The organism is Bacillus sp. jun7, from assembly GCF_051034795.1.
Taxonomy (GTDB): Bacteria; Bacillota; Bacilli; order Bacillales; family Bacillaceae; genus Bacillus; species Bacillus velezensis.
The window spans coordinates 1,773,401-1,787,351 of record NZ_CP093219.1 but is presented as its reverse complement, the minus strand read 5'-3'; the positions used below and the strand labels follow the sequence as shown (position 1 = coordinate 1,787,351).

Genomic DNA, 13,951 nt, shown 5'->3' with positions numbered 1-13,951 from the left:
TGAAAACGGATTCTTGGGGTGGGAAATGATGATTGAAACAGAAAAAGCAGCGGCAGTAAAGACGAAATATCGCGGCCTGTCCTGGATGGAACGGATCGGCTACGGATTCGGCGATATGTCGTACAATATTATCTTTCAGTTTGTAAACGCATACTTATTATTCTACTATACAGACGTCGGCGGCATTAAGCCTGCGGTCATTGCAGCTTTGTTTCTTATCGTAAGGGTGCTGGACGCTATTTTTGACCCGATTATGGGCGTGCTTTTAGACAAGACGAATACAAGATGGGGAAAGGCAAGGCCGTATCTTTTGTGGGTGGCGTTTCCTTTTGCGCTATTTACGTTCTTATGCTTCACGACCCCTCATTTCGGCGAGACGGGGAACATGGTTTATGCGTACATCACTTATATTCTGCTTGGGATGTCCTTCAGCATGCAGACGATTCCGGTCAACAGCTTAACGGGGCGGATGACGAATTCCGTGGAGGAACGGACGGTTCTGACGACGACCCGGATGATTTTGGTTTATATCGGAATTCTGTTATCGATTTCCTGTGCGACCCCGCTTGCGGACGCCATCGGCGGGAAAGATCAGGCGTTCGGATTTCAGATGACGGCGCTTATCTATGCGGCGGTGAGCATCGCGTTGAATCTGTTCAGTTTCTTTACTGTGCGGGAACGGATTCAGCCTGAAAAAAGAAAAAAACAAGGAATGAAAAAAACGTTGTCCGTTTTGTTCCGAAACAAGCCTTTGCTCATTTTGGTTTCTGCATTTTTGGCGTTTGCGATTGGGTTTAACATTAAGCTCAGCACGATGGTGTACTATTTTACGTATAACGTCAGCCATAAGGAATTTGTATTTTTAGGAACCGTGTTGTTTTTCGGCGCAGCGCTGATCAGCAATCTGTTTATTCCTTTCTTTTCTGAGAAGCGGGGCCGGAAGCAGGTTATGATCATCACGGCGGCGCTATCGCTGATTTCTTATGCGGGCCTTCAGTTTACATCGTATTCTTCGCTGCCGCTTATTTTCTTTTGGCTTTTCGTTTCGGGATTTTTTACGACGCCTTTAAATACGCTTGCTTGGGGAATGGTTGCCGATTGTGTCGATTATGCGGAATGGAAAACCGGAGTCCGGGCTGATGGCGTGGTGATTTCGAGCATGAGTTTCATCAATAAGCTCGGAGTTGCGTTAGCCGGGTCATTTTCGGCCGTTTATCTCGGAATCGCCGGATATGCCGCGAATACCGATCAGACGGCCTCGTCATTGAATGCGATTAAAAATATGAATGCGCTCATCCCGGGATTGTTCATTCTGCTGTCTATTATTCTTATTTCTTTTTATCCTTTAACTGAAAAAAAATATCAGCAGATGATGTCTGATCTGGAACAAAGGGCTGCCAGATAAGTATACGTAAAATTTAAAATATTCTATGTAAACGGTTGTATTTATGACAGAAAGCACTATACTGAAACTATAATCGAGAATTGATAAATGAGTGTGATAATGTGGGAAGCCAATCTGTTATTTGTATTGGAGAATTGTTAATTGATTTCTTTTGTACCGATGTGGATGTTGATTTGACGGAAGGGCGTAATTTCTTAAAAAGTGCCGGTGGCGCACCGGCGAATGTGTCGGCAGCCATTGCTAAGCTGGGCGGAGACGCGGCTTTCAGCGGAAAAACAGGCAAAGATCCGTTCGGGTATTTTCTGAAGCAGACATTGGACGCCGCACATGTCGATACCTCTATGCTCGTCATGGATGAGAAAGCGCCTACAACGCTTGCGTTTGTTTCATTAAAACAAAATGGGGAGCGCGACTTTGTGTTTAACAGAGGAGCGGACGCTTTGTTCACGCTGGATGATATTGATCTGGAAAAGGTAAACGATGCCAAAATCCTTCATTTCGGGTCAGCGACGGCATTGTTATCTGATCCGTTTTGCTCAGCCTATTTACGGCTGATGTCGATTGCGAAAGACAATGGACAGTTTATTTCCTTCGATCCTAACTACCGTGAGGATTTATGGAAAGGAAGAGTTTCAGAGTTTATAAACACCGCAAAAAAAGCCGTTGCCGTAAGTGATTTTGTGAAAGTCAGTGACGAAGAGCTTGAGATCATCAGCGGTGCGAAGGATCATAAAGAAGGTGTTGCGGTTCTTCATGAGCTCGGGGCCGGCATTGTTGCGGTGACACTCGGGAAAAGCGGTACCCTTCTTTCAAATGGGAAGGATATTGACATCATTCCGAGCATTCCGGTGACATCAATAGACTCAACGGGAGCGGGAGATGCGTTTGTCGGCGCGGCGCTGTATCAGCTGGCGCGCACGGATGAGATTCAGACGGCAGCCGAAGATTTTGCGAAGCTGCGTGATATTGTCTCATTTGCCAATAAGGTGGGGGCGCTCGTGTGCACCAAAATCGGTGCGATCGATGCTTTGCCGAGCTTAAAAGAGGTTGAAGTATCACTGTAAAGTATGGAGGATGTTTCTTGAAAGTCATCGGACTTCGGGAAGCATCCTCTTTATTTAGGTCTGAAACCCTTTACGATATACGGTATACTTTAGAAAGGCATCCAGTAAATTGAACCGCTGTGAAGTACATACAATCACGTTTTTATCAGTTCTGAGTAAAACCAAGTTTCTGCTGCTGCCGTCATGTATAGTGTGACGGCCTATGATATTGAACCGCGGAGGAATGTTTTTCATGAAACATGTTTTTCTTATTGTGCAATGCGCGTTTTCTGTTTTTTGTTTTCTTTGTCTTGCCGCTGTCAATTGGTATCAGGGGAGTGAGCTTGTTTCTGATTCGTTTGATTGGAATTATACGGCTAAATTCTCAAAGCTTTTGAATGGGACGGATACGATTACAAGTCCGGAACAGATTTCGCAGCTGGATTTCTTTGTGTATGCGGCGAAGCATTATCCGTTAGTGAGCGGGTTGATGATCGGGCTGTTTGTTTATTTTTTGTTCTCACTGTATCTGGTCATAAAGAATTTCCGCCGGCACAAATGGGCTGAATGAGACTATTTTCATATAAAAATACATAAATTCAAGAGAAAATGAAACTTTTTTTGAAAAAAACAGTATATATAACTGTGAACTTGTTACTATTTAATTTTGGGAGGAAAATGAAAAATGAGTATTTTAGGAAGATTTAAAGACATCATGTCAAGTAATATCAATGCGTTGCTGGATAAAGCTGAAAACCCTGAAAAAATGGTTGATCAATATTTGCGGAATCTGAACAGTGATTTAGGAAAAGTGAAAGCGGAGACGGCTTCTGTCATGGCTGAGGAACAGCGGGCGAAAAGAGCGCTAACTGAATGCCAGGCTGATGCCGAAAAGATGGAAAGTTATGCGATGAAAGCGTTGCAGGCCGGCAATGAAGCTGATGCGCGGGCATTTTTGGAAAGGAAAGCGGCTGTTGAATCAAGACTGACCGAGCTGCAAACGGCTTATCAGCTCGCTTCATCCAACGCGTCTCAAATGCGCAAAATGCATGACAAGCTTGTCGCTGATATCGGAGAGCTTGAGTCGCGCCGAAATGCCATCAAAGCGAAGTGGTCTGTGGCAAAAACGCAGGAGAGAATGAACAAATTGGGGTCCTCTGTGTCAAATGCGGGCCAATCGCTGACAGCTTTCGGCAGAATGGAAGACAAGGTCAACCAAGCGCTTGATCACGCCAATGCGATGGCTGAGCTGAACGCGTCTCCGAAAGACGATATTGACGAGCTGACGGCTAAATATGACAGCAATCAAAGCAGTGTCGATGATGAATTGGCGGCGCTCAAGCAGAAAATGCTTTTCAGTAAAGATCAATAGACAGCGGGCTGCAGCTTTGTCCGATATAAAGAGAAAGTGAGAGAAACAGAATGATCATTTCTTATAAATGCCCGAACTGCGGCGATGATATGGTCTTTGACAGTTCATCCGGCATGCTGACATGTCACAGCTGCGGGCGGCAGGATCAGATTGAAAGCCTGCCAAAAGAGTATATAACGACGAGATTTTCCGAAAATGAGGCGAACGAGTACCGCTGTGAGAATTGCGGCGCGGTATTAATGACTGAGGCGGAAACGACGGCCACGACGTGCGGATTTTGCGGAGGAGCCGCCGTTCTCGCCGACCGATTATCGGGAAATCTCGCGCCTTCGATGGTGATCCCTTTTACGATCAGTAAAGAAGAGGCCATGAGCGCTTTTAAAAAGTGGTGCCGAAACGGCCGTCTGACACCGAAAGGATTTATGTCTGCCGATCGGGTGAAGAGCATAACCGGCATGTACGTGCCGTTTTGGATGTTTGATTTAAACAGCAAGGTTCAGGTCAATGCCGTTTGTACGAGAGTGCATCACTATGATGATGGAGAATACCGGGTGACGGAGACCGAGTATTACAACGCGTACCGCGATATCAATCTTGATTATCTCAAAATTCCGGTTGACGCTTCAGAAAAAATGAATGATGAATTAATGGACAAATTGGAACCTTACTCATACAGTGAGCTGAAGGAGTTTAATACGGCCTATTTAGCGGGATATATAGCGGAAAAGTACAATTATACCGATGACGATCTCTTTCCGCGCGCGAAGGATAAAATCAGCCATTATATTGATTCTTATATCAGATCCACCTTCTCCGGATATACGACGGCTGACATTACGGATGAGCAGATTCAGACCGATAAAATCAGCAGCTTTTACGTACTGCTTCCGGTCTGGATGGTCAGCTACGACTATGAGCGGGCTGAGCACATTTTTGCGATGAACGGGCAGACGGGCAAGGTTGTCGGCAAACCGCCGATCAGTGCCGGAAAAGTGGCCGCGTGGTTCGGCGGCATAACCGCCGGTGCGTTTGTAGCATTAAGACTCGTCTCACTTATGATAGGAGGCGGTTTTTGATGAAAGTATCCATAAAAAAAGCGTGTCTCTTCTGCTTCGTCCTTTTTCTGATGCTGTCTTTTTCTTTACATACATCGGCGTCTGCCGCGGAACAGAAGCAATATGTTTACGACAATGCTCATTTATTAACGAAGGATGAAACGAAGAAACTTGAGGAATTGGCCGGGAAGCTCGGGGCAAAGCGCCATACCGATTTTATCATTCTGACCGCAAACGGAACGGGCGGTAAGGACATCGAGCAGTACGCCGGTGATTTTTATGACAGTCATTTTAGCGGAAGTACGGCGATATTGACCATTGATATGAAAAATCGGGAAGTATTTATCTCCGGATATAAAAAGGCGGAGACGTATTTGAATAACAGCCGGCTGAATACGATCAGGAATACGATCTCGTCAGATATTTCCGCAGGCCATTATGAAAAGGCGTTTCAGACCTACATCAAGATGGCTTATAAAGATATGGGGAAAAGCCCGGACGACAAGTCTGACAATCTGCTGCTCACATGGTGGTTTCAGCTCATTATTGCCGCAGCCGCGGCCGGAATCGCCGTCACCGTGATGGTGTACAATTCCGGCGGCAAGGTCACCGTCACCGGCAGCACGTATATGGATCACGATACGTCTGAAGTGCTGAGCCAGCACGACACATATATCCGAACCGACGTTACAAGAGAAAAAAAAGCCTGATAAAGATAATGACAATGACGGCGGAGTCACGAGGGGCGGCACGAGTTACAGCGGAAGCAAGGGAAGTTTTTAAATTATATGTAAAGGATTTGAGCATACATGGGTTTTTTCAGAAATCAGTTAGCAAATGTGGTGGAGTGGGAAGAATTCAGAGACGACATGGTTTTCTATAAATGGAACAACCGTGAAATTAAAAAAGGCAGCCGTCTGATCATCCGGCCGGGACAGGATGCCATCTTTTTATACAACGGGAAGATTGAAGGGATTTTCCGTGATGACGGCGATTATGATATCGAATCAGAAATCATTCCGTTTCTATCTACACTAAAAGGGTTTAAGTTTGGTTTTAACAGCGGCATGCGGGCTGAAGTGCTGTTTGTGAATACGAAGGAGTTCACCGTGAAGTGGGGCACAAAAAACGCCATCAACATTCCGGCGGCAGGTATGCCGGGCGGTATGCCGATCCGCGCAAACGGCACATTTAACTTCAAGGTCATTGACTACATCGGATTGATTGATAAGATTGCGGGTGTCAAAGACAGCTATTTAGTGGAGGACATTAAAATCCGGATTACGTCTATTCTCGATCAGCTTTTGATGAAATGGATCACCAGAGAAGGAAAAGACATGTTCAATCTGCAGTCGAATTCCTTTGAAATCGGAAAAGGGATTCAAGAAGATCTTGATATGCAGCTGATCGGAGACGGCATGTCGATTACGGGCTTCAATATTATGAGCTTTAACTATCCGCAGGAAGTTCAGGATATGATTACGAAAAACGCTTCTTACGGCATGGTGGGCGATGTGAACCGCTATCAGCAGATTTCCATGACGGACGGAATGTCATCCGGCAAAATGAACGGAAGCGGCGCCGCCTCAGACATGGCGGGCATGATGATGGGAATGAATGTGGCAAATCAAATGATGAACCAAATGAACCAAAATCAGCAGAACCAGCCGCAGCAAGATCAAAGTCAGCAGAATCAGGGGACGGCACCGGCGAACGGCTCGGAAGGAGCGGATAAGCCGAAATTCTGTCCGAACTGCGGAACGAAAACGGAAGGCGCGAATTTTTGCCCGAATTGCGGACAGAAGCTTGCCTGACGATATACGAAAAAGAGGCCTTTTTGGGGCCTCTTTTTTTTGTCATGATTTCATCGTTTGAACGATGAGGGATGTCAGCGCTTTAGAACCCTCAGGTATGAGATGGACGCCGTCCGGTGTGAAGTATTCAGGGTGCTGCAATGCTTTTGCGTGCCAATCGACAAGCGTCACATTTTTCCGTGACTCGGCCTGCCGGCGCAATGATTCGTTTACTTTGCTTTCCCACTGCCGCGGCACACGTGTGTTGACAAGATAGATATCGGCTTTTGAAAAGGAGCTGATCAGTGATTCAATTTGGCTGTTTGTGAAATAGCCGTTCGTCCCTAACTCGATGATGACCGCTTTGTTCGGCTGATTAAATGACGCATATTCCGAAGTGAGCCGGAGTGCTTGAGAGACTTGTCTTCCTACCTTTCCGTCGATGGTGACATGAGGGAGGGACTGCCGCAGGTATGACGCAATGTCCAGCATCACCGAGTCACCGATGGCCAGCACGTCTTGCTGAGGCTGTGTTTGTTTTGAATCAGCCGTTTTTTGAGATGACCGTTCCTTTTTCTCTTCGTTTTTCTTTGTATTTGATTTGTCTGTTGGTTCTTTCTTGTTTTTGTCTGACGCGGTGTCCGTTTTTTCGCCGCCGTGTTTTTTCTTGCTGTCTTCTTCTTTTGCAGGCTGATCGTGATCGGCCGTTTTGTGCGAAGAGGCGGCGGTTTCTTGCTGATCATTTTGCGCGTACGTCCATTGCGGCTGTTTTTTCTCTTCGGCTATCCCTGACAGCCCGCCCGCAAATACGAGAATGGCGGCAAGAATGAGGCCGAGCGACATTCTGCTGATGACAGAGGACGTCTTCCATTCCAGAAAGCGGTTCAGAAACACGCGGCGTAAAAATGGCCGGAAGCCCGCAGTGCGGATCGGCTGTTCAATGAAATGGTAAGATAGCTCGGCAAGAATGAAAGTGGCGCCGATTCTGACGGCGCAGTGCCAATAAACCGGATTTCCGATTTCCTGTACGGGTGTGCTCAGCACGATAACCGGGTAATGCCAAAGATAGATTCCGTATGATCTCGTTCCGATCCAGCGAAGCGGCTTCCATGAAAGAACATGTCCCAAAAAGCTGCTCGGATGGCATAAACATGCGACAAGAACCGCTGCGGTGATGCTGATCAAAAGCATGCCGCCCTTGTACAGGAAGGGTTCATATTCATCCGTGTAAAAGACGCAAAGCAGCAGCGCGGCAAAAGCGGCAAGCTCCGTCCCGTGAAGCAGGTGTTTCATGCTGCTAGGCAGCCGTTTGGAAGATAATCGTTTCATCGGCCACACTAAAGCTAAAGCGCAGCCGATCAGCAATTCAAATGAGCGGGTATCCGTCCCGTAATAAACGCGGCTCGGATCTCCGCCAGGCACATACATCATACTCATTACGACTGCCGAACATAACGCGAGGAACATGACCGCGGCCGCAAGCCGGGCCCGTGTTTTACATATGTACATTCCCGCAAGCAGCAGGAAGGGCCATATGATATAAAACTGTTCTTCAATCGCCAGCGACCAAAGGTTTTTTAATGGCGAAGGGGAGCCGAAGCTGTCGAAATAAGAAAGTTGATGAAAGATAAACCACCAATTGCTTATGTAAAAAAGAGAGGAGACCGCATCTCCGCGTACGGTATGCAGGAGCTCGCTGTTAAACAATACGACCCAAATGACCGTCGTGATAATCATGAGATAAGCCGCCGGCAGAAGCCGCCTGATCCGGCGCACCCAAAAATCACGCAAATCAAGGGTGATGGCATTGCCTTGGGCAGGCAATATAATAGATGTAATTAAATACCCCGATAAAACAAAAAAGATATCAACACCGATGAAACCGCCGTCGGCCCAGTTAAAATTCAGATGATATGCGATAACTGCGAGGACGGCAAAGGCGCGAAGTCCATCCAGTCCGGGAATATAGCGGTGATGCAGTGACTTGTCTGACATGGTATTCCTCCAATAATGTGTGCGGAAATTCTCGCTGTTTTGCGGATGGCTATGGCAGATTTCTGTACAGTCTTCCATTTGTTCCGTTAATTAGACGCATTCGGAAGGGGATTTTGTTTCAGAAAAAATGAATGAAATGCTGTGATTTTCTTAAACTTTTCAGCCCCTGTCCGGCGTCTGTTATATGAAAAGGGTCCCTTGTGCATCTTGGCTGTTGCGGGACGAAAGAAAAAATCCATGATCTGCGGATATCATGGATTTTTTTCTTTCTTTATCTGATGTAGCGGTCTCCGACAAGCAGCTTGGAGATGACGGAGGTCGGTATTGTAAACTCTGTAACGCCCATATATCCGGGTGCTGCTTCATATTCGTCAAATGAGATGACAAGTTTGTGCTTATCTGTAATATAAAAATTCTGGTCGGCGCGGATGGCTTTAAAAGGCTCCGTCATATCATCATCTTCGACCCAGTATATTTTATTCGGATCTTCTTTCATCTGTTTTTTCATTTGTTCTTTAATATTTTGGCTGATGACTTTAATATAACGGTCATCTTTAAATAAGCTCTTTAACGTAAGCACGGCCTCATTCTTTTTATCAATCGTGATGTAACGGCTTTGTGTATAAGAGGAAGCTTGCGTTTTTTCGATATCACGTCGGATTGAGATCAGATCCGCTGTGTCAGTAACGGTTTCATAATCGCTGTAAATACTGAGGTGGCCTTTTTTGCTTTTTGAGGTCGCCTTCATAAATTCCTGATACAGCTTTTTGCTTTCTTTCATGTAATGCCGGTTGATGCTGTCTTCGAGTTTATGATCGGAAAGTCCGGACAGAGCGGGCGTTTTCACATCAATGCTTGATTGGTTCTTTTCTTCCTTCATCTCCGTGAATGTGATGGCTTGGACGACTTTGCCGATGACGGGGATTTTAGACATGGCTTGTGCGGCATCCGGATTGATATTGACAACGGCGGTAAATAAGACGGCCGCAGCGACTGCCGCGGATGTCGGCCACATCACGATTCGTTTTTTCTTCGGTTTTTGCCGAAGGGCTTTTTCGACAATGCTGTCCAGTTCCTTAGGAATGGGCACACTTTTATACTCTTCTCTTAATTGTTCTAATCTCTTTTCCATTAAGAAAGATCCTCCTTCGTCAGCTGAATGCGCATGAGCTTCAGCCCCCTGTAAAGGCGTGTTTTGACGGTGTTGATGTTTTCCCCCGTGATGTCCGCGATTTCTTCTAATTTCAGGTCTTCAAAGAAACGCAGAATGATAATGGTTTTATATTGATGCGGCAGGTCATCGAGCGCTTCGTGAAGGTCTGTGTCCTTGTAGTGATCTTCCTTTCCGCGGCTTAAAAACTCGATCGTTTCATCGTCCATCACTTTCAGTTTTTTCTGTTTGCGGAGAAAATCAATGGCCGTGCGGACTAAAATTTTATAAAACCAGCTTTTGATCACATCGGGGTTTTTGACGGATTCGACCGATGTCAGCGCTTTTTGAATTGATTCCTGAACAATATCTAACGCGTCATCCTTGTTCTTTACGTAACTGTACGCCAGCCGGTAAAAGTCTTCCTTGCGCTCAGTTATGCACGTCACAAGCGACGCTTTGGCTGTTTCGTTCTTCATTGCTTCAAAGGGCTCCTTTTTTAAAAATACGTATCATAGGCTGCTGCCTAAGGATAGACGGGACAGGGTAAAAAATAGTTTGCGCAGAGGGGATCATTTTTAAAAGGAAAAGGAAGGAAAGACGATGAGATGAAAAAAAGAGCCGGAACGGCTCTTTTTCGGATGAGTCTGATATTCAGCTAACGGTTTAGTTCGGTTTGACTAAGATTTTCACTTGGTTTTTCTCTTTGATTAAAGCGCCGAAGCCTTCTTCAATCAGGTCGTCGAGCACGATTTTTTTTCGTGACGAGCTTATCTGCTGAGAAGTAGCCCTCTTTCATCAGTGCAAGAACGGAAGGGAAGATGTCACGGTATCCGATAATGCCTTTTACGGTCCGTTCTTTGATGACGATATCGTTCGGATGAATTTCCGCTCCTTTTTCCCAGATGCTGACGATAACCGTTTCACCGGCAATGTTTGTTGACTGGATCGCCTGGCGGAGAACGACAGGAACGCCTGTTACTTCATAAGAAACATCAACGCCGCCGTTTGTGCGTTTAGCGATTTCTTCAACGACATCGTCCGTTTTTGACGGATCAATGATGATAGCGCCGAGTTCTTTCGCTTTTTCCTGACGTTCCGGTGAAAGTTCAACCGCGTAAATATCTGTGGCGCCGGCCGCTTTCAGGGCTTCAATCACAAGCAGCCCGATCGGTCCGCAGCCAAAAACTGCCGCCTTGTCGCCCGCTTTTAATTTGCTTTGGCGGACGGCGTAAAGCGCTACCGCTGACGGCTCAACAAGCGCGCCCTGTTCGTAAGAAAGCTCTTCAGGAAGCTTAAACAGCAATTCTTCGTCAACGGATACATATTCAGAAAATCCGCCGCCGCCTCCGGCTAAGCCTAAGAATCCCATTTGTTCATCAAGGTTATAGGCTCCCTGATGTCCGTGTGTGGCAAAAATCGGTTCCACGACGACACGGTCGCCGACGCTGTAATTTTTGACGCCTTCGCCCACTTCAACGACTTCTCCTGAGAATTCGTGACCCATCGTGACGGGCGCCATTTCGTTTGTTAACGGATGAGGTTTGCCGACCGGAATAAAGATCGGGCCTCCCAAATATTCATGAAGGTCGCTTCCGCAAATCCCGCACCATTTGACTTTAATTTTGACTTTACCCGGTTCTGCTTTAGGTTCATCAATGTTTTCGATTCGAATGTCTTTTTGATTGTGCCATCTTGCCGCTTTCATTGATTATCACTCCTAGTCTGATTGAAACGAGTATAGGTACATGATCAATATGAACCACGGTTAAAAGGAATAAAGTGCCTGCTTCCTAAAGCCTGATTTCTCAAAATATATCATATTATGCAACTATCAATAGGCCTTATAAAAAGTCCATATTGAATGCAGAAATACTCTATGAATATTATAACGCTAATGAATTAAATTTTGTAGTATAATTTACCATGGAATTATATAGAACAGGAAATTGTGCCGTCGTTATGTGCATGTCTCATCACGTTGTAATGAACATGTAAAGTGATTGAAATATTATAATCGTCTTTCTGGTGTATAATTTTGCCTAGAATAAAGAATCAGGAGGACGAAAGCTTGAAGAAGTTATTCTTAGCCTTATTGATTTTAGCAGGAAGCACGCTGGGAGCGATCAGTTACTCTTCTGATGCAAGTGCTAAAAAAGTGAACGGAAATATTACATGGTATAATGGAGTCGGTAAAAAAGGATCTTCCGGTAAAAAACTGGGACACTGGGATTGCGCGACAAAATTAGGATTTGACGTTCCGAGAAACGGAACGAAAATCAGAGCTTATGCGAAAGCAAAACCGAAAAAGGTTATCACCGTATACAAAAATGATGTAGGCCGTCTGCCGAATGCCGTATTGGATGTCAGCCCGAAAGCGTTCAAAGCGCTCGGATATCCGTTAAGCAAAGGAAGAGTATCCGGACACTACAGCTATTAAAATAGACCATCTTAAAAAGCAAGGACACTGATTCTTGCTTTTTCTGATTGACGGAGAGATTGATAATGAAGAAGAAACGATGGATCTGGATGTTGCTGGCCGCCGTTTTGGCGGCGGCGGTCATCGCGGCCGTTTTACTGATTAAAGGAAAAAGCGACGGCGGCGGGAAAGCCGTTGTCTCCGGCGGTCATGACAAGCTGCTTGTTTCCATTACAGACAAAGATCTGATGACGAAATATTACGAGGACGGCCGCGTGCTGTACGAGGAAAAGCTTTCGGCATATCCGGCGTTTGCGCTGGATGATGCCCATCAGGTGCTCTATTTTGTCGGGAATAATGACCAAAATGAGATGCGTCTGTATAAGCTTGATCTGAAGACGAAAAAGAAGACGGTGCTTTATAAAGGAACGGCAAGCGCTGACAGTCTGTTTTTATCAAAGGATCTGACGCACATTTATTTCCGTCTCGGAAAAGCGGATGAAGATATTTTCCGTCTCGCATCTTTTGATTTGAAAACGAAACGTTATGAAAATCTGTATCCCGCCGCCGATGAGAAAGACGACAGTGTAAGCAGCTTCTTTTATAACCGCAGCCAAAACGATTTTGCGCTTCTGCATTATTCCGTAAAAGAGGATTATCAAAAAACGGATGAGGCAAATGAGAAGGGGATTGACCCTGAACCGACGAATATCCGGTTTGCAGCAGGAGCGGGCGAACACCTTCAGGACCTGACAAACCTTGAACAGTTTATCAGCGACGTGGCGGTGTCACCGGACGGAAAGAACCTTGTCTTTACATCTTATACACAAAAAGGGACGGAACAAAAAGCGTCCATCCGTCTGATGAATGTCAAAACGAAAAAAAGATGAAACGATTATCTCAAACGGGAAGGACTTCGCTCCGCTGATTGATGCCCAGCCTCAGTTTTCTAAAGACGGCAGCATCATTTATTTCATGGCGGAAGCAAAAGGCGCTAAGCGTCTGAAGGATGAAACGGGGCGGAATGCGAAGGTCCGGACCATTTATGCTTATCATTTGGATACGAAAAAATGCGAAAAAGTCTGGGAAAATGACAACGGCATTATCAACAGTTTTTCCGTCATCCAATCATGAAAAAAAACACTCAGCGCCCGCTGGGTGTTTTTTAATGAACAAAGCTGGCTGCGGCTGAGGCGAGCCATTTGAAAAAACGGAGAATCGGAACGGCAAAATGAAGCGTTTCGATGAATGACTGTGCGGCAAGGTTTATTTTCCGCCGTTTTGCCATTTCCTTCAGATCTTTCTGCTGCCGATCGTTTTTCATGTTCATTGCTCCTTTGCATCGTAAAAGGACATGATAACGCAAAGGCCTCTCATGAGACATGGAGGCCTTCTCTATGTTGAGACTCGTAAAAGGGAGGTCTAACTTGATGCCGTTTGATTATTGTTTTGGAGATTTACCAACGAACGGACGCCGTCGATCATTTTACTGCCGCAAAGGGGGCAAGTCGGGGTATCACTGCCGGCAAAATTCTTTCTGCTCCAGCCGATACAGTCCTCTTTTGTGCATTCCCACGTACTGACATCTTCTTTAGGCAGCGGTTCCTGATTACGTTTGTTGTAGTAAGACATAAAGTCACTTCTTCCCTTATGAATTTTCGTGCACTCCTTCATTGTCTCATACTTTTCCCTAATCTCCTAATTCCTTTTTCTATCCAG

The 13,951-nt window shown here is 45.7% G+C and carries 12 protein-coding genes and 3 pseudogenes; 9 read left to right on the top strand and 6 right to left on the bottom strand.

What is annotated here, in order from left to right; translation table 11 throughout:
* The first annotated feature begins 28 nt into the window (after positions 1 to 28).
* From MJQ52_RS08385 to MJQ52_RS08355, 7 genes and pseudogenes are all read left to right on the top strand, one after another.
* Positions 29 to 1,405, top strand: a complete 1,377-nt coding sequence (locus MJQ52_RS08385) for an MFS transporter (protein WP_063637040.1) — start codon at positions 29 to 31, stop codon at positions 1,403 to 1,405.
* Between the two features lie 101 nt (positions 1,406 to 1,506).
* Positions 1,507 to 2,469: a carbohydrate kinase family protein gene (locus MJQ52_RS08380; protein ID WP_174738491.1), complete on the top strand. Its 963-nt coding sequence runs from the start codon at positions 1,507 to 1,509 to the stop codon at positions 2,467 to 2,469.
* Positions 2,470 to 2,701: 232 nt separating this feature from the next.
* Positions 2,702 to 3,019, top strand: coding sequence for a YjdJ family protein (locus MJQ52_RS08375; RefSeq protein ID WP_014417074.1), 318 nt, complete (start codon positions 2,702 to 2,704; stop codon positions 3,017 to 3,019).
* A 114-nt stretch (positions 3,020 to 3,133) separates the two neighbouring features.
* Complete coding sequence (locus MJQ52_RS08370; protein ID WP_224443535.1) at positions 3,134 to 3,820, top strand: PspA/IM30 family protein; 687 nt, start codon at positions 3,134 to 3,136, stop codon at positions 3,818 to 3,820.
* Between the two features lie 50 nt (positions 3,821 to 3,870).
* The gene (locus MJQ52_RS08365; RefSeq protein ID WP_017419002.1) at positions 3,871 to 4,896 is read left to right on the top strand and encodes a TFIIB-type zinc ribbon-containing protein; all 1,026 of its coding nucleotides are present in this window, start codon (positions 3,871 to 3,873) and stop codon (positions 4,894 to 4,896) included.
* Positions 4,896 to 5,658, top strand: a pseudogene (locus MJQ52_RS08360) (TPM domain-containing protein). The gene MJQ52_RS08365 and the pseudogene MJQ52_RS08360 overlap by 1 nt, the downstream one beginning before the upstream one ends.
* Positions 5,659 to 5,684: 26 nt before the next feature.
* Positions 5,685 to 6,689 carry an SPFH domain-containing protein gene (locus tag MJQ52_RS08355; RefSeq protein WP_014417078.1) on the top strand — a complete coding sequence of 335 codons (1,005 nt, stop codon included), beginning with the start codon at positions 5,685 to 5,687 and terminating at the stop codon, positions 6,687 to 6,689.
* A 42-nt stretch (positions 6,690 to 6,731) separates the two neighbouring features.
* Here MJQ52_RS08355 and MJQ52_RS08350 read toward each other — a convergent pair whose 3' ends face one another.
* The 4 genes and pseudogenes from MJQ52_RS08350 to MJQ52_RS08335 all read right to left on the bottom strand — a co-directional run bounded on the left by MJQ52_RS08350 (position 6,732) and on the right by MJQ52_RS08335 (position 11,521).
* Positions 6,732 to 8,663: an acyltransferase family protein gene (locus MJQ52_RS08350; protein ID WP_014417079.1), complete on the bottom strand. Its 1,932-nt coding sequence runs from the start codon at positions 8,661 to 8,663 to the stop codon at positions 6,732 to 6,734.
* Positions 8,664 to 8,934: 271 nt separating this feature from the next.
* Positions 8,935 to 9,795: an anti-sigma-V factor RsiV gene (gene rsiV / locus MJQ52_RS08345; RefSeq protein WP_014417080.1), complete on the bottom strand. Its 861-nt coding sequence runs from the start codon at positions 9,793 to 9,795 to the stop codon at positions 8,935 to 8,937.
* Positions 9,795 to 10,292: an RNA polymerase sigma factor gene (locus MJQ52_RS08340; RefSeq protein WP_003155802.1), complete on the bottom strand. Its 498-nt coding sequence runs from the start codon at positions 10,290 to 10,292 to the stop codon at positions 9,795 to 9,797. The genes rsiV and MJQ52_RS08340 overlap by 1 nt, the downstream gene beginning before the upstream one ends.
* A gap of 187 nt (positions 10,293 to 10,479) precedes the next feature.
* Positions 10,480 to 11,521 (bottom strand): annotated as a pseudogene (locus MJQ52_RS08335) (2,3-butanediol dehydrogenase).
* 363 nt (positions 11,522 to 11,884) lie between these two features.
* Here MJQ52_RS08335 and MJQ52_RS08330 point away from each other — a divergent pair.
* The gene (locus MJQ52_RS08330) at positions 11,885 to 12,253 is read left to right on the top strand and encodes an RlpA-like double-psi beta-barrel domain-containing protein (protein ID WP_007408877.1); all 369 of its coding nucleotides are present in this window, start codon (positions 11,885 to 11,887) and stop codon (positions 12,251 to 12,253) included.
* Positions 12,254 to 12,318: 65 nt separating this feature from the next.
* Positions 12,319 to 13,366 (top strand): annotated as a pseudogene (locus MJQ52_RS08325) (TolB family protein).
* Between the two features lie 31 nt (positions 13,367 to 13,397).
* On the opposite strand, the gene MJQ52_RS08320 reads toward MJQ52_RS08325, so the two are convergent.
* Positions 13,398 to 13,556, bottom strand: a complete 159-nt coding sequence (locus tag MJQ52_RS08320) for a hypothetical protein (RefSeq protein WP_165409795.1) — start codon at positions 13,554 to 13,556, stop codon at positions 13,398 to 13,400.
* A gap of 98 nt (positions 13,557 to 13,654) precedes the next feature.
* Entirely contained in the window at positions 13,655 to 13,864 is a 210-nt protein-coding gene (locus tag MJQ52_RS08315) for a cold-shock protein (RefSeq protein WP_007408879.1), read from the bottom strand.
* Positions 13,865 to 13,951 lie beyond the last annotated feature (87 nt).